Genomic DNA, 23,222 nt, shown 5'->3' on the forward strand with positions numbered 1-23,222 from the left:
TGCTCAGTGTTCCGTCGGGTTGTACGTGGGAGCCTTGACGGGGAGTTCAACCGTGATCGGGTCGGACTTCTCGAAGTGCAGTTCCACGGCGACCTTCTCGCCCTGCTTGGGCTGCTTCTTGAGCGCCATGAACATGATGTGGTTGCCACCGCGTTCGAGGTCGAGCTCGCCGTCGGCCGGGATGTCGAAGGCCTCCACCTTCCGCATCCGCTGGTCCTTCGTCTCGTGGATCGTGACGTCGTCGGAGATGGCGCTGGTGACGGAGGTGAGCTTGTCGCCCTGGCCTCCGTCGTTGTGCACGGTCAGGAAACCGGCGGCCATGTCGGTCACCGGCTGCGGCATGAACCCGCCGCTGACCTTCAACTCCGGCGTGCCGTCCGAGGAGCAGCCCGCCAGGGCCAGCCCCGCGGACAGGGCTATGACGCAGGCGAGTGTCCTGCCGCGGCTCACGGCTTCTCCCCGCGGATCAGCTTCGGCAGGTCCCTGGCGTAGTCGTCCGCCGTCGTGTCCTCGCCGTAGAGCACATAGCCCGCGTCCGTCTTCGGGGAGAAGGCGACGACCTGGGCGCCGTGCATCGACACGACCGTGCCGTCCTTCTCCTTCTTCGGCGGGTCGATGCCGATGCCGATCCGGCGGGCACCGGCCTGGATGGCCGCGAACTCGCCGGTCAGCCCGGTGAAGGACGCGTCACCCGCGCTGGGCAGCCACTTGGCCAGCTCGGCGGGGGTGTCCCGCTCCGGATCGGTCGTGACGAAGACGACCTGGAGCTTGTCCTGGTCGGCCTTGGGCAGCTTCTTCTTGGCGATGGCGATGTTGCTCATCGTCAGCGGGCAGACGTCGGGGCAGTGCGTGTAGCCGAAATAGATCAGCGTCGGCTTGCCCTTGGTGCGCTCGCGCAGGTCGTACTTCTTGCCGGTGGTGTCCGTGAGGACCAGGTTCGGCTTGGCGAACGGCTGGTCGAGCACGGTCGCCGCCTCGGCGCCCTGCTGGGCGGAGACATCGGCGACAGGGCTCTTGGCGGATTCTCCGCCGTCGGAGCAGGCGGACAGGGTGAGCCCGGCGGCCGCAACGAGTGCGGCCGCCAGAGCGGTCTTCTTGCGCATGAGAGAAAGTTCCCGGAAGTGATGTGGGGTGTCAGGCGGTGCGGCGGCGGCCGGCCAGGACACCGAAGGCGACACCTGCCGCGCCGATCAGGATGCCGACGATCCCGAGGACGCGGGCGAAGGTGTCCGTGTCGTCGGCGGAGGCCGTCTCGGCCTTGGAGTCGTCGGCCGCGGTGTCCTTGGCGCCGGCCTTCGAGGCGGAGGCACCCGCGGCGCCGTGGCCGTCCTCGGCGGCGGCCGACAGCTTCAGGACCGGCGCGGGGGACTCGGGCTCGGCCGCGCCCTCCTTCACCTCCTCGATCCAGCGCACGACCTCCTTGTTGTCGTACGTCTGGAGCGCCTTGAACACCAGCTGGTCGGTGTCCTCGGGCAGCCGGCCGAGGGAGACCGGGAACTGCTGGAACTCACCCGGAGCGATCTTGCCGCCGGCCGCGGTCCACGTGATCTTGGACGGGGCCTCGGTGATCTGCTTCCCGTGCACCTCGAGCGGCTTGGCCAGCTTGGTCTTGGTGACGACGGCCTTCCAGCCGGGAACGGGCTGCGGCATCACGGACGCCATCGGGTGATCGGCCGGGAGGTTGACCTCGAGCTTCACGGTCGAGGCGTTGTCACGCTCGTTGGGGACCTTGAAGTTGACCGTGGCGTAGCCGCCCTTGGCGGCTTCGCCCTGCGGCTGGACGCTGACGTGCGCGAAGGCGGTGCCGGACAGCAGCAGCACGGAGGAGGCGGCGACACCGGACACGACGGCGATACGGGAAAGGTTCATGGCTGGGGAACACTCCACTGGTGAGGAGAGGTGAGGTGTGCCGGGCGCGGGAGGATGCGCGGGCACCACGGCACCACTCCCGTCGAGTGGGCCGCGTCAGGCTGCGAGTTCGAGGCGGGCGGGCGGCCCGCGCCTGATCACCGTGTGCTGGAGTGCCTCTCCCGCTGCCGTCGGGGGAGGACCGGCCGACGCCGCTACGGCGCGCGCACCGGGCAGAGGGGTTCGTACGAGCCCGCCGCGCAGCGCCCGTACGAGAGCGAGCGCGGCGCGCAGCGGGCGCAGCCAGGCGGCCTCGGCCACCTCCTGGGCGGAGTCGGCCGACAGCCGGATCAACCGGGCCAGCGCCAGGTCTCCGCGGCGCAGCAGCCAGCCGGTCACGAGAGCCGCCAGCAGGTGCCCCAGCAGCATCGGAAGCGAAGGCCACAGCTCCGCCTGCGGCACTGTGGAGTGCGTCACAGAGGTGTGCGTGCCGTGCCCCGGCGGAGTGACTCCCGCCGCGGTGACGATCCGGTGCGCGTCCGCGGGAGTCAGGGACGAGGCGCCCGCCCCGCAGACCAGCTTCGCCGCCGTACGGATCAGTGCGTCGTCCGCCGCCGGCGCGAGCCGCAGCTGATGCTGCCCCAGACCGAACAGGGCGTGCAGGGCGAGCTGTCCGACGCTCAGGGCGACGGCGATCGACGGCAGTGCGCGAACACGGCCCGCAAAGGGCAGGACCAGCGCGAACATGCCCAGGAAGCCCACTGCGAGCGACCACGCCGCGACGCCCTCGCAGGCGGCGATCGCATGCCCCGTCCCGGACAGCACGACACAGACCGCGGTGAACACCGCGGCCCTCAGCAGCCGCAGACCGGCTCCGGTACGTGCAACGGGTGGGGACGACATGGCCGGGTCATCATCGCACTGCGTCAACGGGCCCCGTACGGCAGGTCCGGAAGATCCGCTTTGGCGGTATACACCGCCGCCCTGGTGGCGCGCGTCGGCCGAATGAGCGCACTCACGTCAACCATGTGCTTACCGAGCGTGTCTTGGGGCAATACGTAACGGTATGTCGAGCCGCAGCCAGGAGGCTGGAGCATGAGCATCTGGTGGTCACTCCACTTGCGGCGCGAAGCCGCGAGCATTCCGCTCGCCCGGCGCCTGCTGCTCGGCACGATGGAGACCGCGGGCGTCGACCCCGACATCTCGTTCGACCTCTCGGTCGCGCTCAGTGAGGCCTGTGCGAACGCGGTCGAGCACGGCGGCGACAAGGGGCACGGCGATGCCTCGGCCGACTACTGCGTCACCGCCTATCTGGACGGCGAGACGTGCCGTATCGAAGTCTCCGACTCCGGCCCCGGATTCCCTGTCTACGCCGCGGGCTGCGCCCACGCCCTGCCGCAGGCTCCGGCCTCCGCCGAGAGCGGTCGGGGGCTCTGTCTCATCGAGCAGCTCGCCGACCACGTCCACTTCGGCAACCGGCCGGGGCGGGGAGCGGTGGTCAGTTTCGACAAGGTCCTCAAATGGCGGGAGGACGCGCTGCTCAAGGTCTCGTGAGACGTCCTCGTCCGAGGATCCGTCCACCAAGACCCGGGGCAGCCACGCCCTCCCGGTCCCGAGTCGGCCCGACGTGCCCGGCCCGACTCGGTGCGTCTCGTCTCAGCCCTGCTTGAGCGCCGCCATCCAGGCCTCGACCTCGTCGGCCCGGCGCGGGAGCGCCGCCGACAGATTCCTGTTGCCGTCCTCGGTGACCAGGATGTCGTCCTCGATCCGGACACCGATGCCGCGGTACTCCTCCGGCACGGTCAGGTCGTCCGCCTGGAAGTAGAGCCCGGGCTCCACCGTCAGGCACATGCCCGGCTCCAGCGTCCCGTCGACGTACGCCTCGGTGCGCGCGGCGGCGCAGTCGTGGACGTCCATGCCGAGCATGTGGCCGGTGCCGTGGAGCGTCCAGCGGCGCTGAAGGCCCAGCTCCAGCACCCGCTCCACCGGGCCCTCGACCAGACCCCATTCGACGAGCCGCTCGGTGAGCACGCGCTGCGCGGCGTCGTGGAAGTCGCGGTACTTGGCACCCGGCTTGACGGCCGCGATACCGGCCTCCTGGGCGTCGTACACCGCGTCGTAGATGGTGCGCTGCAACTCGCTGTAGCGGCCGTTGATCGGCAGCGTGCGGGTGACGTCCGCGGTGTAGAGGGTGTGGGTCTCCACGCCGGCGTCCAGCAGGAGCAGATCGCCGGAGCGGACCGGGCCGTCGTTGCGCACCCAGTGCAGGGTGGTCGCGTGCGGTCCGGCGGCGCAGATCGAGCCGTAGCCGACGTCGTTGCCCTCGACGCGGGCGCGCAGGAAGAACGTGCCCTCGATGTAGCGCTCGCTCGTGGCCTCGGCCTTGTCGAGGACCTTGACCACGTCCTCGAAACCGCGGGCGGTGGAGTCGCACGCCTTCTGCAGCTCGCCGATCTCGAACGCGTCCTTGACGGCGCGCGCCTCGGAGAGGTTGACCCGCAGCTCCTCGTCACGCTCGGCGGTGACCTTGTCGGTCAGCGCGGCCTCGATGGCCGCGTCGTGCCCGCGGACGACGCGGACCGGACCGGTCGCCTCGCGCAGCTTCTCGGGCAGTTCGCGCACGTCCTTGGCGGGGATGCCCAGCAGCTGCTCGGCCTCCGCGAGCGAGTGCCTGCGGCCGACCCACAGCTCACCCTGGCCGGACAGCCAGAACTCGCCGTTCTCCCGGTCGGAACGGGGCAGCAGATAGACCGTGGCACGGTGGCCGCCGCCCTGCGGCTCCAGGACGAGGACGCCGTCCTCGCTCTGGTCACCGGTGAGGTAGGCGTACTCGGTGGACGCGCGGAACGCGTACTCGGTGTCGTTGGAGCGGGTCTTCAGATTCCCGGAGGGGATCACCAGCCGCTCACCGGGAAAGCGCGCCGAGAGCGCCGCACGGCGGTCGGCGGTGTGCGCCGCCTGTGCGATGGGCTCGAGATCGCGCAGCTCGGTGTCCGCCCAGCCGCTCGTCATGTTCTCCGCGAGCTCGTCGGACACGCCCGGGTACAGGCCGTTCTTGCGCTGCTTGATCGGCTGCTCTTCTTCTTCCGCGCCCGCTGCCGCAGCGGCCTCGTCGGAATCCGCCGGGATGAGCTCCTCGGCCACGTCTGCCTCCTCGATACGACACTGGACCGCTGTCCATCGTATGTGCGAGGGGAAGACGTCCTGTCGCCCTGTGGACAACGTGTGAGGAATCAGTCGAAGCGGGCGGCCAGCAGGACGACGTCCTCTCCCGTTCCGTCCCGGTCGAGACCGTCAGGGAGCACCGTGCGCAGTACATGGTCGGCGATGGCGGCCGGGTCCTGGCGGGCCGCCCGGGGCACGCTCGCGGCGGCCGCGTGCAGCCGTGCGAACGCCCGGTCCATCGGGTCACCGGTCCGTCGCAGCAGCCCGTCGGTGTAGAGGAGCACCGTTTCTCCCGGCTCGGGCGAGATCTCGACGCTCGGTGCCTCCCAGCACGCGAGCATGCCCAGCGGCGCGGACAGGGAGGTCTCGACGAACTCGGTGCGGTGCTCGCTGATGAGCAACGGCGGTGTGTGCCCCGCCCCGGCCAGCACGATCTTCCCGACCGCAGGTTCGGCGTAGGCGAACAGGGCCGTGGCGGTACGGGCGGGTTCGGTCAGCCGCAGCAGCAGTTCGAGATCGGACAGGACGGCGACGGGGTCCTCGCCCTCCATCACCGCGTACGCCCGCAGGGAGGCGCGCAGCCGGCCCATCGCGGCGAGCGCGCTCGGGCCGGATCCGCTGACCGATCCGACGGCGAGGCCCAGTGCGCCCTCCGGCAGCGGCAGCGCGTCGTACCAGTCGCCCCCGCCCTGCGGTCCCGTGCGGTGGCGTGCGGCGAGCTGTACCCCGGGCACCCGGGGCAGCCTGCTCGGCAGCAGTTCCTCGGCGACGGTCGCCACGGTCTCCCGCGCGTGCTCCAGTTCCAGCAGGCGTGCCAGGTGTTCGGTGGCGTAGCGCATGTAGAGGCCGACGAGATGACGCTGACGCTCCACAGGGGTGGCGGGTTCGTCGTACATCCAGACGGCCGCGCCCAGGGTGCCCGCGGTCTCGGAGGCGAGGGGCTGGGTGAAACTCGCGGCGTAGCCGAGGCGGACCACGACGTCGCGGTGCAGGGGGTCGAGCGATTCGTCGGCGAGCAGATCGGGCTGGGCGACGGCCTCCGGGGAGGTGGCCGGGCCCGGCAGTCCACCGGGGCGACGGCCGTCCAGGATGCGGCCGTACGCGGTCGCGAGGCGCGGGACGGTCTCGATGTGCCCGAGTTCGGCGTGGCTGAGTCCGAGGCCCTTGGTGAACGCGGGGCCGTGGTCCGCGTCGAAGCAGTCGGCGCGCCGGGCGTCCGCCACCGGTTCGAGGACGACCATGCCCCGGCGCGCTCCGACGAGGGCGGCGCCGGCGCGCAGCAGTTCGTGGAGTGCTGTGTCCAGCGTGCTGGTCCTGGCCAGGCGCTCGGTCAGCTCGTGCAGGGTCGTGAGATCGGAGACCCAGCCGGCCAGCCGGTCCTGGAGGACCGCGCCGGGAGGGGTGGGCAGGGAGGGCAGCGAGTGGGCAGTGTGCGTGGGGTTGGGGACTGCCGAGTCGATTCCAGCCACTTTCGGCAGGTGAGGGGCGCTCATGGCAGCCGGCTTTCCGACTGGTGCGTTTCGCTCAATAGCATCGCAAACCCCCATGTCATTCTGCGCCGCTATCAATGCATCCACATGTACACGCACAAGGAAGGGGATGTCCAGCATTGGACCAGTGGGATTGGTGGTGTCTAGGTGACCATGAACTTGGCCGAAAAATGCACCCCGTGGCGGCGAATTGGGGTCGACTGAGGGCGTTCGGCAGTGGATCCCTCCAGGGCTCAGGCCCCAGAGGGACGCGTCATACCAAACGTGCTGGGTACGTAAACGGTGACGGCCAGGGGCAGTTGATTCCGCCCCGGAACCTGGCGACGGCCACGGGCGTCCTAACAGCCGTGGGCCGCGCCGCATCCCCGGGTGGCGGGGAAAAGTTTTGACGGGACGGCAAGCGCCACGCGCGCGCCACCCCTCGCCATGCGTTTAATGGACTACAGCCCACGTTCGGCCCCCGAGCGGCGATCCTGCCGCAGACGAAGCGGGGAGTCGCCCATGCCACCGGCAAGGGGCGGTGATGCGCCGACTTGTACGCACAGTGAAGAGCTGCACACATGTTGTGATGTGGACCTCGGCGTTCAACGGAAAGGAACGAGCGCTCATGCGCGAGATCCTCGGAAGGCGACGCAGGCTCCTGTTCCGGCGTAAGAGGGGGCCAGTACAGCTTCGGGCGGCGCTCACCTACGCCGCCGCGTGGCAATGGCCCGTCCTCCCCGGTGTGGGACTGAAGGCGGCCGGAAGCCGCGGTGACCGCGGGCGCGGTTGCGCCTGCCCGGAACCCGAGTGCGTCGTACCCGGCGCGCACCCCTTCGACCCCGGCATTCTCGCGGCGACGACCGACGAGCAGATGGTGCGCTGGTGGTGGGCCAACCGGCCGGCCGCTCCGATCGTGCTGGCCACCGGAGGACGGGCACCGTGCGCGGTGAGCCTGCCGGCGGTGGCCGGGGCGCGTGCGCTCTCGGCGCTCGACCGCATGGACATGCGGCTGGGCCCCGTGGTCGCGACGCCCACCCGGTGGTCGCTCCTCGTGGCCCCCTACACCCTCGAACAGCTCGGGGAACTGCTCTTCGTCAAGGACTGCGTGCCGAGTTCGCTGCGCTTCCACGGCGAGGGCGGATATCTGGTGCTGCCTCCGGCGGAGGCGGGAACCGGTCAGGTGCGCTGGGAGCGGGCTCCCTTGCCCGGTTCCGCCGCACCGTGGCTGCCGGATGTGGAGGCGGTGGTGGACGCGCTGGTCGAGGCGAGCACCAGCGCGCCGGACGGCGGCAGTCGGCTGGCTTACTGAACAGGCGCTTCTTCGGGCCGGCTCCCTCACTCGTAAGGGTTGGAGCCGGCCCGAGTTGTCGGGAAAACGGGCGTGCGGCGCACCGCGTGCCCGTATTCCGCGGATATCGTCGGTCCACCGTCAGGAATTCCGCTCGGTCGGCAGGTGGGCGCCATGAATCTCCGCATGATCGGGATCGCCTCGGTCGTGGTGGTCGCCGCGCTGTTGCCGCTGGCCGCCGTCGCCGGACCGGCCGACGGCCTGTTGTGGCCGGACGTGCCCGCCGCGCGAGGACCCGTCGTCGACGCGAAGTCAAGTACGCGACCGGATCCGCAGACGGCCGAAACAGATCCCACCGAACCGCCCGCCGCAGCCGGCTCGGCTGTATCGCCCGCCTCCGCGGCACGGTGCGGTCCGGAACTGACATCGCCCGGCGGGATCGAGGCGCAGACCTGTGTGCTGACGCAGAGCGGCGATGCCTGGGCGCGTACGTACTACCGGAATGCAACAGGTGAGGAATTGCGTTCCGTACTCACTCTGATGGGACCCGGCGGGCGCACTATGCAGACCAACTGTGCGGTCGAAGCGGGTGACGAACCGGGTGTTTGTGAGACACCGCGGGAGCCTTCTCGGGGCGGATCCGGGGATTATTCGGCAGTTGCGGAGTTCGCGCCTGCCGAGGATTCGGACGATGCGCCACTGCTGCTGAGGTCCGGGAGCAACTCCCATGACAGCGGGGGAAGTTGACGCGTCCACGCGGAACGGACCGCTCCGCGGAAATGGAAGCGCCCGGTCGCTGGCGACGGGGGATGCACCAGCGACCGGGCTTCCAGAACGGTAACAAGAGATCGGCGGTTCGCAAATTCGATCTCGGTTATTCGGACATCGATTCGGCTGCCCCCGGCGAGAGTTGTGACCGGAGTCACCAGTCTCTTCTCACGGCCGGGAAGGATGTCAGCTGAGGGTCACCTGGCGGTTGGTGAGACCGCCGCGGGCGCGGCGCTCCTCGGGGGAAAGCGGAGCGTCGGAGGCCAGCGCCTCGGACAGCCGCTCGGCGAACTCGGCCGCCGGCTTCTCGCACTCCTCGGCGCCCATCCCGGTCGGCAGGTCCCAGACGGGGACCATCAGGCCGTGGGCCCGGAACGAGCCGACCAGACGGGTCCCCTCGCCGAGCGAGGTGGCACCGGAGGCGTGCAGCCGGGCCAGCGCGTCCAGCAGCTTCTCCTCCGGGTGCGGCATGACCCAGCGCAGGTGGTTCTTGTCCGGCGTCTCGCACCAGTAGGCGGAGTCGACTCCCGTCAGGCGCACGGTGGGGATCGCCGCGGCGTTCGCGCGCTCCAGGGACGCGGACACCTCGGGCGTGGCGTTCTCCGCCGAGTCCGGGATCCAGAACTCGAAACCGGAATGGACGACCGGCGCGAACGCGGCGTCCGGGTCGAGGAGGTCCTGAAGTCGCGGACCGTCACCGGACACCCGCTCCCCGGCGACCGGGTTGCCCGGCTGGGAGGTGAGCGCGCGGTTGAGGGTGTCGGCGAGGTCGCGGCTCAGGTCGCCCGAGGACGTGTCGTTCTGCAGGCCGAGCAGGACCGAGCCGTCGTCGCGGCGCAGCGCGGGCCACGCCATCGGCAGGACGGTCGCGAGCGTCACGGACGGGACGCCGTCGGGCAGTCCGTCCTTCAGCGTCAGCTCGACCGTCGCGGCGGGCACCAGTTCGCGCAGGGCGACCCAGTCGCATTCGCCGGCGAGGCCCTCGAACGGACGCTGGACCAGCTCGGTCACGGCGTGCGAGGCCGCGCGGCCGTGACACGCCTTGTAGCGGCGGCCCGAACCGCAGGGGCAGGGCTCACGCGCCCCGACCACCGGTACGGGTTCATCGGCGCCTGCGGCGCGGCCCCGGTCCGTGTGCGGAGGCTTCGACGCCTTGGTCTGGGGGCGCTTCTTGGCCATGGTGCGGCTTCTCCCGATTGCGGCGGTGCTGTGTGTGGGCGCGAGCCTAGCCGTCCGCCGCCCTCACGGTGGCACGGCGCCGCACACTCGCCCCGACGGTGCTCACTTCGTCGGGAGCATCGGTCATGTCCGGGTCGCCGGGGACCCGGGTCGTGCCGTCATCACCGGAAGGCCGGCCGGGACCGCTGTGTTCGTGCCACCCGGTCCCTGCCCGTCGCGGCCAGGGGTGGTCGTGCCCCTCGGTCCCGCGGCGCCGTCGTGCTCGCTCCGCCGGGGGTCAGTCGAGGTCGTCGTACGCCTCGGCGAAGTCGAAGCCCGGGCCTGCGACGCGCGTAGCAAAATCCTCGCGCCGGTGCCCTTCCGTCACGATCACCCACACGGTGACCTCGCCGCCCGCGCTGTCGCGGACACCCCACTCCTGGGCGAGCGCGGTGATGATGTTGAGTCCGCGGCCGCCCCGTGCGGTCACCGACGGTGTGGACGGGACCGGCCGCGTGGGACCGCCGCCGTCCGTCACCTCGACCGTGAGCCGGCCCGCCTGGTCGACGCGCCACTCGGCGCGGATGTCCCCGTCGCCGATCTCGGTACGTCCCAGCGGTCTGCCGTGCCGGCAGGCATTGCTGAGAAGCTCGGACAGAATCAGAACTGCATCGTCGACGACCGATTCCGACACCCCGCTGCGGCGCAGCTGTTCCTGCATACGGTGTCGTGCTGCCCCCACGCCCGCAGGACCATGGGGAACGGCCATGCTCGACGACGTGGGCACCTCCTGTGCCACCACAAACGCCACCCCCGAGACCTCCTTTGCCCCACGCCACGGTGTGAATGCCCCAATGGACTGGACCGGAAACCGGCCAAGGCCGGGCCAGTGACGCACTCGTAACGATCGGATACGAACCGAACGCGCCGGTGCACTCCCTGTAAGGGGTGTTACAGACGGCCCAGCTGGGACAGCACCTGCCGCGGCCGGTTGGTGATGATCGCCTCGACACCCAGCCGGACGCAGAGCTCGACGTCCTCGGGTTCGTTGACCGTCCACACATGGACGCGCTGGCCCGCCCGGTGAAGCCGGGCGATGTAGCCGGGCTGGTTGCGGACGATCCGTATCCCCGGCCCCGCGATCCGGGCGCCGGAGGGCAGCCGTCCGTCGCGCAGCCGCGGACTGACGAACTGCAGCAGATACACGGTCGGGATGCGCGGCGCGGCGGCCGAGACCCGGTGCAGCGAGCGGGCCGAGAAGCTCATGACGCGTACGGGAGAGTCCGCGGGCGTCGGCGGGTCGGCGAGGCCGAAGCGGCCGAGGAGCTGGAGCAGCCGGTCCTCCACCTGCCCCGCCCAGCGGGTGGGGTGCTTGGTCTCGATGGCCAGCTCGACGCGGCGGCCCGAGTCGGCGACCAGTTCCAGCAGCCGTTCCAGGGTGAGCACCGAGGTGAGCGAGCGGTCACCCCAGTCCGGGCTCTCGGCGGAGTCCTCGCGGCCCTTCCAGGTCCCGAAGTCCAGCGCGCCGAGGTCGGCGAGCTCCAGGGCGGACACGGCGCCGCGGCCGTTCGACGTCCGGTTGACCCTGCGGTCGTGGACGCACACCAGATGGCCGTCGGCGCTGAGGCGCACATCGCATTCGAGGGCGTCCGCACCGTCGTCGATCGCCTTCATATAGGCGGCGAGGGTGTGTTCCGGGGCGTCTTCCGACGCGCCTCGGTGGGCAACGACCTGAATGTTGTGCTGCCGTGCTTGGGTCACCGCGTCATGGTGTCACCGAGACGGGGAAGGCGTGCGCAGGGGGCCGATCCCAGGCCGGGAAGCGGCCCGGCGACGGATCCGTCCGGCGCTCTGGGGATGCGTCCTGATTGTCGGAAGTAAAGGATTGCGGGAATACACACAGGTCCTGCTTACAGTGGCCTGACGGGCTGTGGGAAAAGCTTGCGTCGGACAGTTGCTGACCGGTCCCCGCCGAGACAGCGCCGAACGCCGCCCGCCACCACCGCCCGACCAGGGCCGGAGTACGAACCGCCGCCAGGCACCGGACGAAGCACGACGACGCACGACGTGGAACCTGAGGAGAGAGCTGTGAGCACCGAGAACGAGGGCAACGAGGGCACTGCGCGGCCGGCCGCCCCGTCGGTACCTCCCGTGCCGGCCGGCCCTCCCGAGTTTTCGGGACCCTCCGGAGCCGAGCCCACGCACGCCGCGTATCCCGCCCCGCCCCGCCACGACATGACGCGTCCCGCCGAGCCTGCTGCGGCTGCGGGCGAGCGTCCCGGGCACTCCGCCCAGCCCGAGCACGCCACCGCGCCGCTGCCGCATCCCGTGGGCGCCGCGGCGCCGGCCGGATCGCAGCAGCCCGGCACCGGCTGGCCGCCGCCTCCGCCCAGCCTGCCCTCCTACGGCGGCGGCGCCCACGGCCCTCATGGCGCTCACGGCCCCGGCGCGCCCCACGGCCCCGGCGGCGACGGCCCGGTCTGGGGCGCCCCGGTGCACGCGGGCGAAGGGCCGAGGCGGAAACGATCCGGCGGACTGGCAGCGGCCGTCCTCGTGGCCGCCCTGGTCGCCGGCGGTGTCGGCGGTGGCATCGGCTACTGGGCGGCCGAGCGCAACGACGACGGCATCAACTCCACGACGGTCTCCGCAGCGGACACCCCGAGGGAGGTCCAGCGCGAGCCGGGCACGGTCGCGGCCGTCGCGGCCAAGGCGCTGCCGAGCGTGGTCACGATCGAGGCGAAGGCCGGCGGCAGCGGTGCCGACGGCACGGGCGAGAGCGAGGCGGGCACGGGCACCGGCTTCGTCTACGACAAGGAAGGCCACATCCTCACCAACAACCACGTGGTCGCCACGGCCGCGGACGGGGGCACGCTCTCCGTCATCTTCTCCAACGGCAAGAAGTACGACGCGGAGGTCGTCGGCCGGGCCGAAGGCTACGACGTGGCCGTGATCAAGCTGAAGAACGCGCCGTCGGGTCTGAACCCGCTGGCCCTGGGCGATTCCCAGAAGGTCGCCGTGGGCGACTCGACGATCGCGATCGGCGCGCCCTTCGGCCTGTCGAACACGGTCACCACCGGCATCATCAGCGCCAAGAACCGCCCGGTGGCCTCCGGTGACGGCTCCAGCGGCAAGAACTCGTACATGAGCGCCCTCCAGACGGACGCATCGATCAACCCCGGCAACTCCGGCGGCCCGCTGCTCGACGCACGCGGCGCGGTGATCGGCATCAACTCGGCGATCCAGTCGGCGGGCAGCGGCCTCGGCCAGTCCCAGGCGGGCTCGATCGGACTCGGCTTCGCCATCCCGATCAACCAGGCGAAGAACGTCGCGGAACAGCTGATCAAGACAGGCAAGCCGGTCTACCCGGTCATCGGCGCGACGGTCGACATGTCGGGCAAGGAGTCGGGAGCCAAGATCGCGACGGAGGGCGCGGGCGGCACGGCGGCCGTGACCGCGGACGGTCCGGCGGCGAAGGCCGGTCTGAAGTCGGGCGACGTGATCACCAAGTTCAACGGCAAGCCGATCGACAGCGGCCCGACACTGATCAGTGAGATCTGGAATCACAAGCCGGGCGACAAGGTGAAGCTGACGTACGAGCGCGGCGGCAAGGAACAGACGGTCGACGTGGTACTCGGTGAACGCCAGGGCGACAGCTGAGCCACGGGGACGGGCGTCGCCCGGTCCCCGGCGGTCGGAGGGCCGTTCCACGCGGTGGTCACAAGGCTGCTGTCACCGCCTCGGTGGCCACCGAGGCGGTGATCGAAAGCGTGCTGCGACGCGCCGCGTCGGCCCGGTACTCTGTAGGCCGTTCCGCGGCAGGTGAGGCGGGGCGTGGGTGGGTTGCCCGAGCGGCCTAAGGGAACGGTCTTGAAAACCGTCGTGGCAGCGATGTCACCGTGGGTTCAAATCCCACACCCACCGCAGTTGAACGGCCCTTGACCAGGTCATACGGTCAGGGGCCGTTGTGCTGGGCGCTGCCCGCCGACCATCGATGTCCCAGCGGCTTCCCGCCCGATCGGGCGCGGAGGGGGGACGGGCCCCCTTTCGATACGCGGCTCCGGCCCGCTCGGTCGGCGATGGTCACAGCGGGTCCTCCAGCACCGGAATGCAGGGTGACAGCAACGGTTCCGCGTGTTCGGTCACCTCGCCGCGCACCAGCCTGAGGACGAGGACCTCGTTGTCGCGACCGGCGTGCTCGTCGTCCCGTACGTGCAGCAGGCCGTAGGACCCCGGTGCCCGCCGACCCACCTCTGCGAAGAATCCGAGAATCTCCTTGTCACGGTGGTTGGAGAAGCCCCCCAGGTGAAGCAAGGGCTCGCCGTTCATCCACCGCAGATCCAGGAGATACGGGCTGTTGATCTCCCGGATGCGGCGCTGGACGCCCTCGACGATCTCCCGCAGACGATCGGCCTCGCGGTCGTCGTCGTCGGCGCCGGCGCTCTCCCGCACGGTGATCCAGCCGTGGTATTCGAACATGGACGCAGCGTAGTGACCGCGCGGCCACTGCCGATCAGGATGCCCGTCTGCCGCGGGCAGGCTCGTCGGCAGCCCCCACTGCCGACGCGTCACCGCCCCGGTTCAATTCTCGTCGAGCCACTCGCTCAGCCGGATCCGCACCTGGAAGCTGCTGTCGGTGTGCCAGACCACCGTGCCGCTGACCTGGGCTCCCAGCGCCGGCAGGGTTCCGCCGACCGGCATGGAGCCGGCGTCGGCCATGCCGACCGCATGAGGAGAACCGTTAATGCGGATGAAGATGCCGAACGGTTGGCGGCCGACGACCTGACCTGTGACAGGGGTGCCTATGGGGAGCGCGGACACGGTTGCCGGCCACGCCCGGCGGATCTGTTCCGGGAACGGATCGTCGGGCCCGCGTCGCCAGCCGAATTCGGTCATGAGGCGATCCTGCCAGCGAAACGGCACCCAGAAGTGCGGCGGGGTGGTCGGAACGCCCCGAAGGGGGCGGAAACGGCCGAGCGCCGTGGCCGACGGGCTCGTCGGGCACGGCGCTCGGGGCCGGCCGGGAAAGAGCGGTTCCCGGCGGCCGGTGGTGCGGCGATCAGTAGGTGGCCGGAACCAGCTTCGGGTCCGGGCCGTAGCTGTTGTCGTGGCGCTTGCCCTCGCTGGCGAGGAACACCAGCATGACGATGAAGCCCACCAGCGGGACGATGCCGATGAGGATCCACCAGCCGGAGCGGTCCGTGTCGTGGAGGCGGCGGATGGTGACACCCAGCGTCGGAAGCAGCACCGCGACGGTGTAGATGCCGCCCAGGATGGGGCTCGTGCCGGCCACGGCGTCGACGATCGCCAGCACGATGCTGATGATCACGCTGAACAGCGTGAACATCCAGTACTCCTGGCGGCGGGCCCGCCCGTTGAACACCGCGTACTTCTTGAGCACGTCCAGGTACCAGTGCATTACGTCCCCCCAAAGGACTGTGGTGGACCCGTCCTCATGGATCAGGCCAGGGGCAGAACCTATGGGCTTGAAGTGAGCGGGTCAAACTGTTACCTAAAGCTTGTCCGGCGGCCGACTGCCCGTCCGTTCGACCGTGGGGAAAGGCCCAGGTGGCAAGGGGGGAGGCCCCGTCGCGACGGGGGATACGCGACGGGGCCTCGACAGGGCTGGTGCCCGGACCACCGGGGGTCACGCATGGGGATTCGTGTGGCGTGGGCCACACCGGGACGGGGTGGGCGGCGGCGGGGATGCCCCCCTCGTGAGCACCCCCGCGTCTCCCCGTTCCCCCTTCCCTCTCCCCCGTTCAGCGGCCGCGGCCCGTGGTGAGCCGGTCCGCCGAGGCGATCGTCGCGCGGGCTTCGCGTTCGCTCAGGCCCGCGTGGACCGCCGCTTCGGTGAGGGCGTCGGCGAGGTCCTCCCCGATGCCGTTCTCGTACGCCCGGCATGCCGCCCAGAACAGACGGGTGTTGCGCTGGCCCTCGTGTGCCGCCAGGACGAACTGGACGAGGCCTTGGCCGTGTGGCGGGCGTGATCGTGTGGCGTGCCGGGAGCGCGCGGGGGGTGCGACGAGCCGGAGCAGGGCGCGGGGGCACGGAGCGGGCGAGAGATCGGCGGTGCCGGGGGCCAGCCGGTACGCGCCGTGGGCGGAGACCGAGCCGGGGCCGACCAGATAGCCGCCCGCGCCGCGCACGTCGATGCCGGGGGCGAGCCGGCTCGCGGAGTTCGGTACGACGACGTCCGGCGGACCGGTCAGCCACAGATGGCGCCCGCCGCTCGGGGTGAGCACGGTGACCGTCTCCGGAATGGTGAACAGGTGCCGCAGCGCCAGGTGTTGGAGTGCGGAGACCGAGTCGGTCGGAGCCTTCGTGTCGAGGTCGATGCCGATCAGATGGTGCGGGGGGCGGCCGCATGCGATGCCGTAGCCGGTGGCCCAGGGCGCGGCCCCGAAGAGGGCGCGCACGCCCGCCGGGTCGGTGGTGGCGTCGTGGACACCGTGGCCGGGGAGGCCGCACTCGCCGCGGCACAGGACCGGCTCGGCCTCGCCGTGGTGCGGGGAGCGCAGGGCCGGAAGCTTCGTGGGGGACAGGGGGATGACGGGGAGCCCTCGCTCCGCGGCGGAGAGGGCGTGGGCGAGGGCCAGGGTCGCGGTCTGCCGGTCGGTGATGGCCATGGCCCCATTTTCGTACAAGCGTTCGAAGAAGGGAAGGGGGAAAGATTGGCCGAAAATATGCCGTAACGCTTCATCCCTTGCGGCCCTTGGGTTTTGTCACCTCTGCGCCGCTGAGCTGGGGTTCTGTGGCGACGAAGGGGGTTTATCGACATGTCATCACGCTTGCGGGGGAATCGCTCCGGGATGGGCGGTTCGCCGGGTATTCGGTGGGCAACTCTGAGATCGCGACGTCGTGACCACGATCCGGGGCGGTCGGCCAACTGCTCTGGAACCAGCCGTACTTCCGCAGTTCCGGTTCCTGGAGGAAATGACATGGCAAGCATCCGTACCGCCCGCGTCCTCGCCGCTGTCGCAGCCCTGCCCCTCACGGCCGCCCTGTTCTCGGGCGTCGCCACGGCCGACAACGGAGCGTTCGCGGACGACGGATCGAACGCGACGGTGGCATCGATCGTCGGCAGCGGGGTCGGTGGCGGCAACTGGGGTAATTCGACCACCAGTCAGCAGGTGGCGAGCGGCGCCGGCGCGTCGAATCACAGCAACATCGCCAGCGTGAACGGCTCCGCGTTCACGGCCATCGATCAGTCGAAGACCGTCGTGAACTTCACGAACCTGTGGTGACGACCGGCCCGACGGGGGGTTCGATCCTGGGGTGAACCACCGCCTGCGCGACGGTACTTCGGTGCCGTCGCGCAGGCGGTTCTGTGCGGGGCGCGGTTTCGGGGATCTGGTTGAGGGCCTCGCGCGATCGCGGGCGCGGCATGACCTTGACAGGGTGGCGTCATCTGACGGACAGTCAGAAATCCCTGATCCCCCGCGATCCGTACGCCCGGGAGGCGGCCGCCGTGCACCTCGCCCCGACGGAGCGGCAGCAACTGCTGCGCGCCGAACTGCGCTCGTACTTCACAGCGTTGATGCCGGACGGTCCGCCGCCCCCGGCGGACGCGGAGGCGCAGCGGGCCCTGCTGCGCCGGATCGGCGCGGACGGCATGCTCGGCCTCGGCTGGCCCGTCGCCTACGGAGGCCAGGGCCGCGGCGCCGACGAGCAGTTCGTCTTCTTCGACGAGGCCCATCGCGCCGGGGCCCCGGTGTCGATGGTGACCCTCAACACCGTCGGCCCGACCCTGATGAAGTTCGGCACCGAGCAGCAGAAGTCGGCCTTCCTGCCGGGCATCCTCAGCGGTGAGATCGTTTTCGCGATCGGCTACAGCGAGCCGGAGGCCGGGACCGACCTCGCGGCTCTGCGCACCCGTGCCGTCCGCGACGGCGACTCCTGGCTGATCGACGGCCAGAAGGTCTTCACGAGCAACGGCCAGAACGCCGACTGGATCTGGCTCGCCTGCCGCACGGACCCCGCCGCGCCCAAGCACAAGGGCATCTCGATCATCCTCGTGCCGACCGGTGCGCCCGGGTTCTCCTGGACACCGATCGAGACCGTGGGCGGTCAGACCACGACGTCCACGTACTACGACGGCGTCCGGGTGCCGGCGGCGAACCTGGTCGGCGAGGAGAACGCCGGCTGGAGGCTGATCACCAACCAGCTCAACCACGAGAGGGTGGCGCTCGCCGCGATCGGGATGCAGGCGGAGGACTTCTTCGCGGCCGCCCTGGAACGGGCCCGTACACCCGATCCGGTGAGTGGCAGGCGCCGAATTGACGAGCCCTGGGTCCAGTTCCGGGCGGCCGAAGCACACGCCCGGCTGGCGGCAACGCGCCTGCTCAACTGGCGTTTGGTGGGCGATGTGGAGGCAGGCGGTCCGGCCCCGGGCGACGCGAGCGGGGTGAAGTTCGCGGGAACCGAATCGGCGGTCGAGGTGTATCGAATGTGCCAGGAAATCGCGGGGGAGGCCGGACTGGTCCGGGCCGGATCGCCCGGGGCTCTCGGCACAGGCGCTCCGGGGGACGGGGAGCTGGAGCGGATGAACAGGGCAGCGCAGATCAACACCTTCGGGGGAGGGGTGAGCGAGGTGCAGCGGGAGATCGTCGCGACGATGCGGCTCGGTATGACGAGGGGGCGGCGGTGACGGACACGGACGTACCGGGGCTGTACGAGCGGCTCAAGGCGTACGAGGGCAGGGCGACCACGACGGGAGGAGCCGGGAAGGACCTGGTCAACGAGCCGATGATCAGGCACTGGTGCGAGGCGATGGGGGACACCAACCCGGCGTACCGGGGCCCGGACGCGGTGGCGCCGGCGACGATGCTCCAGGCATGGACGATGGGCGGGCTCTCGGGACACACGGCGCATTCGACGGTGCACGACGAGCTGTTCGGACTGCTCGACGACGCCGGGTACACCTCGATCGTCGCGACCGACTGCGAGCAGGAGTATCTGCGGCCGCTGCGGCCGGGTGACCGGATCACCTTCGACGGTGCGATCGACTCGGTGTCGCAGCGCAAGACGACCAAGCTCGGGACGGGCCACTTCATCACGACACGGATGGACGTCCGGGCGAACGGCGAGCTCGCCGGTACGCACCGCTTCCGGATCCTCAAATACGCGCCGGCCGCGCGAAAGCCGAAGGCCAAGCGGCCGAGGCCGGTGATCAACAGGGACAACGCCGGATTCTGGGCAGGGGTCGCGGAGCACAAGCTGCTGATCCAGCGCTGCACGGGCTGCGACACCCTGCGGTTCCCCTGGCTTCCGGGATGCCATGCCTGCGGTTCGGACCGGTGGGACACGGTCGAGGCGAGCGGCGCCGGGACCGTCTACTCGTACGTGGTGATGCACCACCCGGTCTTCCCCGGCTTCGCCGCGCCCGATCAGCACGGAGACACGACCGGGCCGTACGCGGTGGGGCTGATCGAGCTCGCGGAAGGCGTGCGGATGGTCAGCAATGTGACAGGGGTGCCGTACGACAAGGTGCGCATCGGGATGCCCGTGGAACTGGAGTTCCTGCGGGTGGACGAGGAGTTGGAGCTGCCGGTCTTCCGCGGCACGGGAGCGGGTGCCGATGGGACCGCCGACGCTGACAGCGATCCGCACGGCGGCTCGGGCACGGCGGGGGGTGAGGGCTGACCATGGACTTCACGCCCACGGAGGAGCAGACCGCCGCGCGGGAACTGGCGGCCCGGATCTTCGGTGATCTGTCCACGCCCGACCGGCTCGCCGCGGCGGGCACCGGGACGGACGCCGAGTTGTGGAAGGCCCTGTGCGCGGCGGGACTCGTCGCCGCCGTCGAGGACATCGGTCTGCTGGGACTGGTGCTGCTGCTGGAGGAACAGGGCCGGACGACGGCCCAGGTGCCGTTCGCGGCGACCTGTGCGTACGGACTGCTGCCCCTCGTCGCGCACGGCACGGACGAGCAGCGCGAGCGGCTGCTGCCCGGGCTGCGGGACGGGACTGTGGTGGCGACGGGAGCGGTCACCGAACCCGCTGCGGTGCGGACCCGCAGTGGTCCGTCCGCCGGTGCCGCCGGCCGGACGGAGGGACGTCTGACCGGCACCGTCGGCTGGGTGCCCTGGCTGCGGGATGCCACGCATGTGCTGGTCGCCGACGAGGACCGGCACCTGTGGTGGATGCGGGTCGTCGACGCGGAGACCGAGCCGGTGCACACCACCGCGCCCTGGTCGGCCGCGCGGCTCGTCCTGGACGGCACCCCGGCGGAGCGTGTCGGCGCCCCGGGCGCGGAGCTCGAAGGCACCCGGCACATCGGTGACACGAGGCCGTATCAGCAGGTGCTGACCGCGAGCCGTATCGCCTTCGCCGGGCTGCAGGCGGGCGTGTGCGCCGGCTCGCTCGCCCGTGCCGTCGAACACACCACCACCCGCGAGCAGTTCGGCCGCCCTCTCTCCACCAATCAGGGCGTGCTGATCCGCGCGGCCGACGCCCATATGGACACCGAGGCCATCCGCGTCACGGCCTACGAGGCCGCCTGGCGGTACGACGAGGCTCTGCCGTGTACCACCCACGCGCTCACGGCGGCCTGGTGGGCGTCCGAAGCCGGAAAGCGCGTCGTCCACGCGGGCCAGCACCTCCACGGGGGCATCGGCGCCGATGTGGACCACCCCGTCCACCGGCACTTCCTCTGGGGACGCCAGCTCGACGCGTACCAGGGGTGCGGCAGCGAACTGCTGGCGGAGCTCGGAGCGATGCTCGCGAAGGAGGGAGCCCAGTGAAGGCCGGTGACGAACTGCCGCCGCTGGAGATCGAGATCACCCGCACACTGATCGTCGCCGGAGCCGTGGCCTCGCGCGACTACCAGGACGTGCACCACGACGCCGAACTGGCGAAGGAGAGGGGCTCCCCGGACATCTTCATGAACATCCTGACGACCAACGGCCTCGTCGGGCGCTACATCACGGACCGGCTCGGCGGGCGGGCCGTTCTCCGCAAGGTCGCCATCCGGCTGGGCGCGCCCAACTACCCGGGAGACACCATGGTGCTGCGCGGCACGATCGCCTCCGTCACCGGCGACACCGCCGAGGTCCGGGTCGTCGGCGCCAACGGCATCGGTACCCATGTCACCGGCACGGTGACGGTGACCCTTCCACCGGAGGGCGCCGTATGAGCATCCGCCGCAGGGACGAACTCGGCGGGCGGGCCGCCGTCGTGGGCATCGGGGCGACCGAGTTCTCCAAGGACTCCGGGCGCAGTGAGCTGAAGCTGGCCGTCGAGGCGGTCCACGCGGCTCTCGACGACGCCGGCCTCTCCCCCGCAGACGTCGACGGCCTCGTTACCTTCACCATGGACACCAGCCCCGAGATCACCGTCGCCCAGGCGGCAGGTATCGGAGAGCTGTCCTTCTTCTCCCGTGTCCATTACGGCGGCGGCGCGGCCTGCGCCACCGTCCAGCAGGCCGCTCTCGCCGTGGCGACGGGCATCGCCGAAGTCGTCGTCTGCTACCGCGCGTTCAACGAACGGTCGGGGCGGCGATTCGGCGCGGGTGTGCAGCACCGGGAGCCGTCGGCCGAGGGTGCGGCCCTCGGCTGGAACCTCCCGTTCGGGCTGCTCACCCCCGCGTCCTGGGTGGCCATGGCGGCCCAGCGCTATCTGCACACCTATGGGCTGACCCCCGAGGCGTTCGGCCATGTCGCCGTCACCGACCGCCGCCATGCCGCCCGCAACCCGGCGGCGTATTTCTACGGGAAGCCGATCACCCTCGACGATCACGCCGCCTCGCGCTGGATCGTCGAGCCGCTGCGGCTGCTGGACTGCTGCCAGGAGACCGACGGCGGTCAGGCGATCGTGGTGACCAGCGCGGAGCGGGCACGCGATCTGCCGCAACGCCCCGCGGTGGTCGTCGCCGCCGCGCAGGGCGCGGGCCGCGTGCAGGAGCAGATGACCAGTTTCTACCGCGACGACCTCACCGGACTGCCCGAGATGGGAGTGGTCGCCCGGCAGCTGTGGCGGACCTCGGGCCTGGCGCCCCAGGACATCGACGTGGGGATCATCTACGACCACTTCACCCCCTTCGTGCTGATGCAGCTGGAGGAGTTCGGGTTCTGCGGACCGGGCGAAGCGGCGGAGTTCGTGGCGGCGGACGCGCTGCCGCTCAACACCCACGGCGGACAGCTGGGGGAGGCCTATCTGCACGGGATGAACGGGATCGCGGAGGCGGTCCGCCAGATACGGGGCACCTCGGTGAACCAGATACCGGGCGCGGCCAGGGCTCTGGTCACCGCGGGCACCGGCGTTCCCACATCCGGGTTGATCCTGGGCGCGGACGGCTGAGCGAGCGGGCTGAGCGGTGGCCCGGCCGCCCCGCCCGCCGTTCACTCGGCACATGCGTCTACGGAAATGCGCCGCCGCCGTCGCCCTCGCGCTGACCGCCCTGCTCGGTCTGCTGCTGGCACCGGAACCCGAGCGGTCCGCGCCCAGGGACACGGCGTACGCAGCCGCCGTCGATGCCCCCGCCGCCCCCGACGCCCGCGCGGCGCAACCCCCCACGGACAGAAGGGCCGACGCCAACGCGGACACCGACACGAACACCGAGCGGAACAGCACCACCGAGCGGAACAGCACCACCGAGCGGAACAACAGCATCGAGCGGAACGGCAACGGCCGGCCGAACAGCAACGCAGACGCTCCGGCCGAGGGTTCCGGCGCGGTCGTCGACACGACCGCCGACACCGCCCTGACCTTCCGGGGCCTGGTGTTCGACACCTGCCAGGCACCGCCCCTGGCCGCGATGCGGTCCTGGCGCACCTCGTCCCCGTACGGCGCGGTCGGTGTGTCCTACGGCGGGCGCGGGCGGCGCTGCCCGCAGCAGCCCCACCTCACCCGGGAGTGGGTCGCGGCGGTGCACCGCATGGGCTGGCAGGTGCTGCCCGTGTTCGCCGGCTCGCAGGCCCCCTGCGTCCGGGACGAGCGCAGACGCGCCGCCGTGATCGGCGCGAGCCCCGGTGCCGAGGGGCAGCGAGAGGGCAACGAGGCGGTGGAGCGTGCCTGGGCGCTCGGCATGGCCAGGGGCAGCGCTCTCTATCTCGACCTGGAGGCGTACGACGTGGACGACGCGGCGTGCGCCCGTGCCACGCTCGACTTCGTCCGGGCGTGGGACCGCGAGGTACGCCGCCGGGGTTATGTGCCCGGTTTCCACAGCACCGCCGACGCCGGGGTCCTGCACATGGAGCGCGCCCGGCTGGCCGGCACGGGCGACCTGCCCTCCGCGATGTGGTTCGCCCGCCGGAGCGCCGAGCCCGCCCTGTACGAGGACCTGTACGACGAGCAGGTCCTGAACCCGTACGCCTGGCGGCCGAAGCGGCGGATCCACCAGTACGACGGCGACGTCACCGAGAGCCATGGCGGTCACCGGCTGACCGTCGGCCGCAGCATGGCGGACGCTCCCGTGGCCCGGATCCGCCCGTGAGCGTCCCTGTCCGCGGCCGAGGAACCCGTGGCCTGGCCTGAGCGACCCGCGTACGTCGGCTGGTGCCGGTGGCGCGAGTCTCGGATGCCTG

The 23,222-nt window shown here is 70.9% G+C and carries 24 protein-coding genes and 1 tRNA gene; 12 read left to right on the forward strand and 13 right to left on the reverse strand.

From position 1 onward, the window contains the following. Positions 1-3: 3 nt before the first annotated feature. The 4 genes from RPQ07_RS19100 to RPQ07_RS19115 all read right to left on the reverse strand — a co-directional run bounded on the left by RPQ07_RS19100 (position 4) and on the right by RPQ07_RS19115 (position 2,751). Positions 4-450, reverse strand: coding sequence for a copper chaperone PCu(A)C (locus tag RPQ07_RS19100; protein ID WP_313945380.1), 447 nt, complete (start codon positions 448-450; stop codon positions 4-6). Next, positions 447-1,103, reverse strand: a complete 657-nt coding sequence (locus RPQ07_RS19105) for an SCO family protein (RefSeq protein WP_313945381.1) — start codon at positions 1,101-1,103, stop codon at positions 447-449. Before RPQ07_RS19105 ends, RPQ07_RS19100 begins: the two co-directional genes overlap by 4 nt. A gap of 31 nt (positions 1,104-1,134) precedes the next feature. Further along, the gene (locus RPQ07_RS19110; RefSeq protein WP_313945382.1) at positions 1,135-1,869 is read right to left on the reverse strand and encodes a YcnI family protein; all 735 of its coding nucleotides are present in this window, start codon (positions 1,867-1,869) and stop codon (positions 1,135-1,137) included. Between the two features lie 96 nt (positions 1,870-1,965). Further along, positions 1,966-2,751 carry a hypothetical protein gene (locus tag RPQ07_RS19115; RefSeq protein WP_313945383.1) on the reverse strand — a complete coding sequence of 262 codons (786 nt, stop codon included), beginning with the start codon at positions 2,749-2,751 and terminating at the stop codon, positions 1,966-1,968. Positions 2,752-2,943: 192 nt separating this feature from the next. On the opposite strand from RPQ07_RS19115, the gene RPQ07_RS19120 reads away from it, so the two are divergent. Continuing rightward, a complete protein-coding gene (locus tag RPQ07_RS19120) occupies positions 2,944-3,402 on the forward strand; it encodes an ATP-binding protein (RefSeq protein ID WP_313945384.1) in 459 nt (152 codons plus the stop codon). A 102-nt stretch (positions 3,403-3,504) separates the two neighbouring features. Here the strand turns inward: RPQ07_RS19120 and RPQ07_RS19125 are convergent, their stop codons facing one another. Together RPQ07_RS19125 and RPQ07_RS19130 are read right to left on the reverse strand one after the other, a co-directional pair. Continuing rightward, the gene (locus RPQ07_RS19125; protein WP_313945385.1) at positions 3,505-4,992 is read right to left on the reverse strand and encodes an aminopeptidase P family protein; all 1,488 of its coding nucleotides are present in this window, start codon (positions 4,990-4,992) and stop codon (positions 3,505-3,507) included. Between the two features lie 89 nt (positions 4,993-5,081). Beyond that, positions 5,082-6,623 carry a PP2C family protein-serine/threonine phosphatase gene (locus RPQ07_RS19130; RefSeq protein ID WP_313945386.1) on the reverse strand — a complete coding sequence of 514 codons (1,542 nt, stop codon included), beginning with the start codon at positions 6,621-6,623 and terminating at the stop codon, positions 5,082-5,084. Between the two features lie 487 nt (positions 6,624-7,110). On the opposite strand from RPQ07_RS19130, the gene RPQ07_RS19135 reads away from it, so the two are divergent. Both RPQ07_RS19135 and RPQ07_RS19140 read left to right on the forward strand, forming a co-directional pair. Next, positions 7,111-7,794: a bifunctional DNA primase/polymerase gene (locus RPQ07_RS19135; RefSeq protein ID WP_313945387.1), complete on the forward strand. Its 684-nt coding sequence runs from the start codon at positions 7,111-7,113 to the stop codon at positions 7,792-7,794. 153 nt (positions 7,795-7,947) lie between these two features. Further along, positions 7,948-8,520 (forward strand): hypothetical protein, encoded by a 573-nt coding sequence (locus RPQ07_RS19140; protein ID WP_313945388.1) that lies wholly within the window; start codon positions 7,948-7,950, stop codon positions 8,518-8,520. Positions 8,521-8,727: 207 nt separating this feature from the next. On the opposite strand, the gene RPQ07_RS19145 is transcribed toward RPQ07_RS19140, so the two are convergent. The 3 genes from RPQ07_RS19145 to RPQ07_RS19155 form a co-directional block, all read right to left on the reverse strand. Further along, positions 8,728-9,720: a DUF5926 family protein gene (locus RPQ07_RS19145; RefSeq protein WP_313945389.1), complete on the reverse strand. Its 993-nt coding sequence runs from the start codon at positions 9,718-9,720 to the stop codon at positions 8,728-8,730. A gap of 277 nt (positions 9,721-9,997) precedes the next feature. Further along, positions 9,998-10,597: an ATP-binding protein gene (locus RPQ07_RS19150; RefSeq protein ID WP_313945390.1), complete on the reverse strand. Its 600-nt coding sequence runs from the start codon at positions 10,595-10,597 to the stop codon at positions 9,998-10,000. Between the two features lie 53 nt (positions 10,598-10,650). Further along, the gene (locus RPQ07_RS19155; protein WP_313945391.1) at positions 10,651-11,460 is read right to left on the reverse strand and encodes a glycerophosphodiester phosphodiesterase; all 810 of its coding nucleotides are present in this window, start codon (positions 11,458-11,460) and stop codon (positions 10,651-10,653) included. Positions 11,461-11,787: 327 nt separating this feature from the next. Here RPQ07_RS19155 and RPQ07_RS19160 point away from each other — a divergent pair, with 327 nt between their 5' ends. Beyond that, positions 11,788-13,356: a S1C family serine protease gene (locus RPQ07_RS19160; protein ID WP_313945392.1), complete on the forward strand. Its 1,569-nt coding sequence runs from the start codon at positions 11,788-11,790 to the stop codon at positions 13,354-13,356. Positions 13,357-13,533: 177 nt separating this feature from the next. Continuing rightward, positions 13,534-13,620, forward strand: a tRNA-Ser gene (locus tag RPQ07_RS19165). A gap of 159 nt (positions 13,621-13,779) precedes the next feature. Here RPQ07_RS19165 and RPQ07_RS19170 read toward each other — a convergent pair. The 4 genes from RPQ07_RS19170 to RPQ07_RS19185 form a co-directional block, all read right to left on the reverse strand. Further along, positions 13,780-14,175, reverse strand: a complete 396-nt coding sequence (locus RPQ07_RS19170) for an Imm7 family immunity protein (protein ID WP_313945393.1) — start codon at positions 14,173-14,175, stop codon at positions 13,780-13,782. 102 nt (positions 14,176-14,277) lie between these two features. Beyond that, complete coding sequence (locus RPQ07_RS19175; protein WP_313945394.1) at positions 14,278-14,592, reverse strand: hypothetical protein; 315 nt, start codon at positions 14,590-14,592, stop codon at positions 14,278-14,280. Between the two features lie 163 nt (positions 14,593-14,755). Continuing rightward, entirely contained in the window at positions 14,756-15,115 is a 360-nt protein-coding gene (locus RPQ07_RS19180) for a DUF805 domain-containing protein (protein ID WP_313945395.1), read from the reverse strand. Between the two features lie 343 nt (positions 15,116-15,458). Continuing rightward, positions 15,459-16,325 carry a bifunctional DNA primase/polymerase gene (locus tag RPQ07_RS19185; RefSeq protein ID WP_313945396.1) on the reverse strand — a complete coding sequence of 289 codons (867 nt, stop codon included), beginning with the start codon at positions 16,323-16,325 and terminating at the stop codon, positions 15,459-15,461. Between the two features lie 312 nt (positions 16,326-16,637). On the opposite strand from RPQ07_RS19185, the gene RPQ07_RS19190 reads away from it, so the two are divergent. The 7 genes from RPQ07_RS19190 (at position 16,638) to RPQ07_RS19220 (ending at position 23,131) form a co-directional block, all read left to right on the forward strand. Beyond that, the gene (locus RPQ07_RS19190) at positions 16,638-16,943 is read left to right on the forward strand and encodes a hypothetical protein (RefSeq protein WP_313945397.1); all 306 of its coding nucleotides are present in this window, start codon (positions 16,638-16,640) and stop codon (positions 16,941-16,943) included. Positions 16,944-17,167: 224 nt separating this feature from the next. After that, positions 17,168-18,346, forward strand: a complete 1,179-nt coding sequence (locus RPQ07_RS19195; RefSeq protein WP_313948947.1) for an acyl-CoA dehydrogenase family protein — start codon at positions 17,168-17,170, stop codon at positions 18,344-18,346. Beyond that, a complete protein-coding gene (locus RPQ07_RS19200) occupies positions 18,343-19,341 on the forward strand; it encodes a bifunctional MaoC family dehydratase N-terminal/OB-fold nucleic acid binding domain-containing protein (protein WP_313945398.1) in 999 nt (332 codons plus the stop codon). Before RPQ07_RS19195 ends, RPQ07_RS19200 begins: the two co-directional genes overlap by 4 nt. Before the next feature lie 2 nt (positions 19,342-19,343). Continuing rightward, positions 19,344-20,441 carry an acyl-CoA dehydrogenase family protein gene (locus tag RPQ07_RS19205; RefSeq protein WP_313945399.1) on the forward strand — a complete coding sequence of 366 codons (1,098 nt, stop codon included), beginning with the start codon at positions 19,344-19,346 and terminating at the stop codon, positions 20,439-20,441. Beyond that, positions 20,438-20,833: a MaoC/PaaZ C-terminal domain-containing protein gene (locus RPQ07_RS19210; RefSeq protein ID WP_313945400.1), complete on the forward strand. Its 396-nt coding sequence runs from the start codon at positions 20,438-20,440 to the stop codon at positions 20,831-20,833. The genes RPQ07_RS19205 and RPQ07_RS19210 overlap by 4 nt, the downstream gene beginning before the upstream one ends. Beyond that, complete coding sequence (locus tag RPQ07_RS19215; protein WP_313945401.1) at positions 20,830-21,996, forward strand: lipid-transfer protein; 1,167 nt, start codon at positions 20,830-20,832, stop codon at positions 21,994-21,996. Before RPQ07_RS19210 ends, RPQ07_RS19215 begins: the two co-directional genes overlap by 4 nt. Positions 21,997-22,048: 52 nt before the next feature. Further along, a complete protein-coding gene (locus RPQ07_RS19220; protein ID WP_313945402.1) occupies positions 22,049-23,131 on the forward strand; it encodes a DUF1906 domain-containing protein in 1,083 nt (360 codons plus the stop codon). Positions 23,132-23,222 lie beyond the last annotated feature (91 nt).

Origin of the sequence: Streptomyces sp. AM8-1-1 (assembly GCF_032229325.1) — a bacterium.
Classification (GTDB): Bacteria; Actinomycetota; Actinomycetes; order Streptomycetales; family Streptomycetaceae; genus Streptomyces; species Streptomyces achmelvichensis.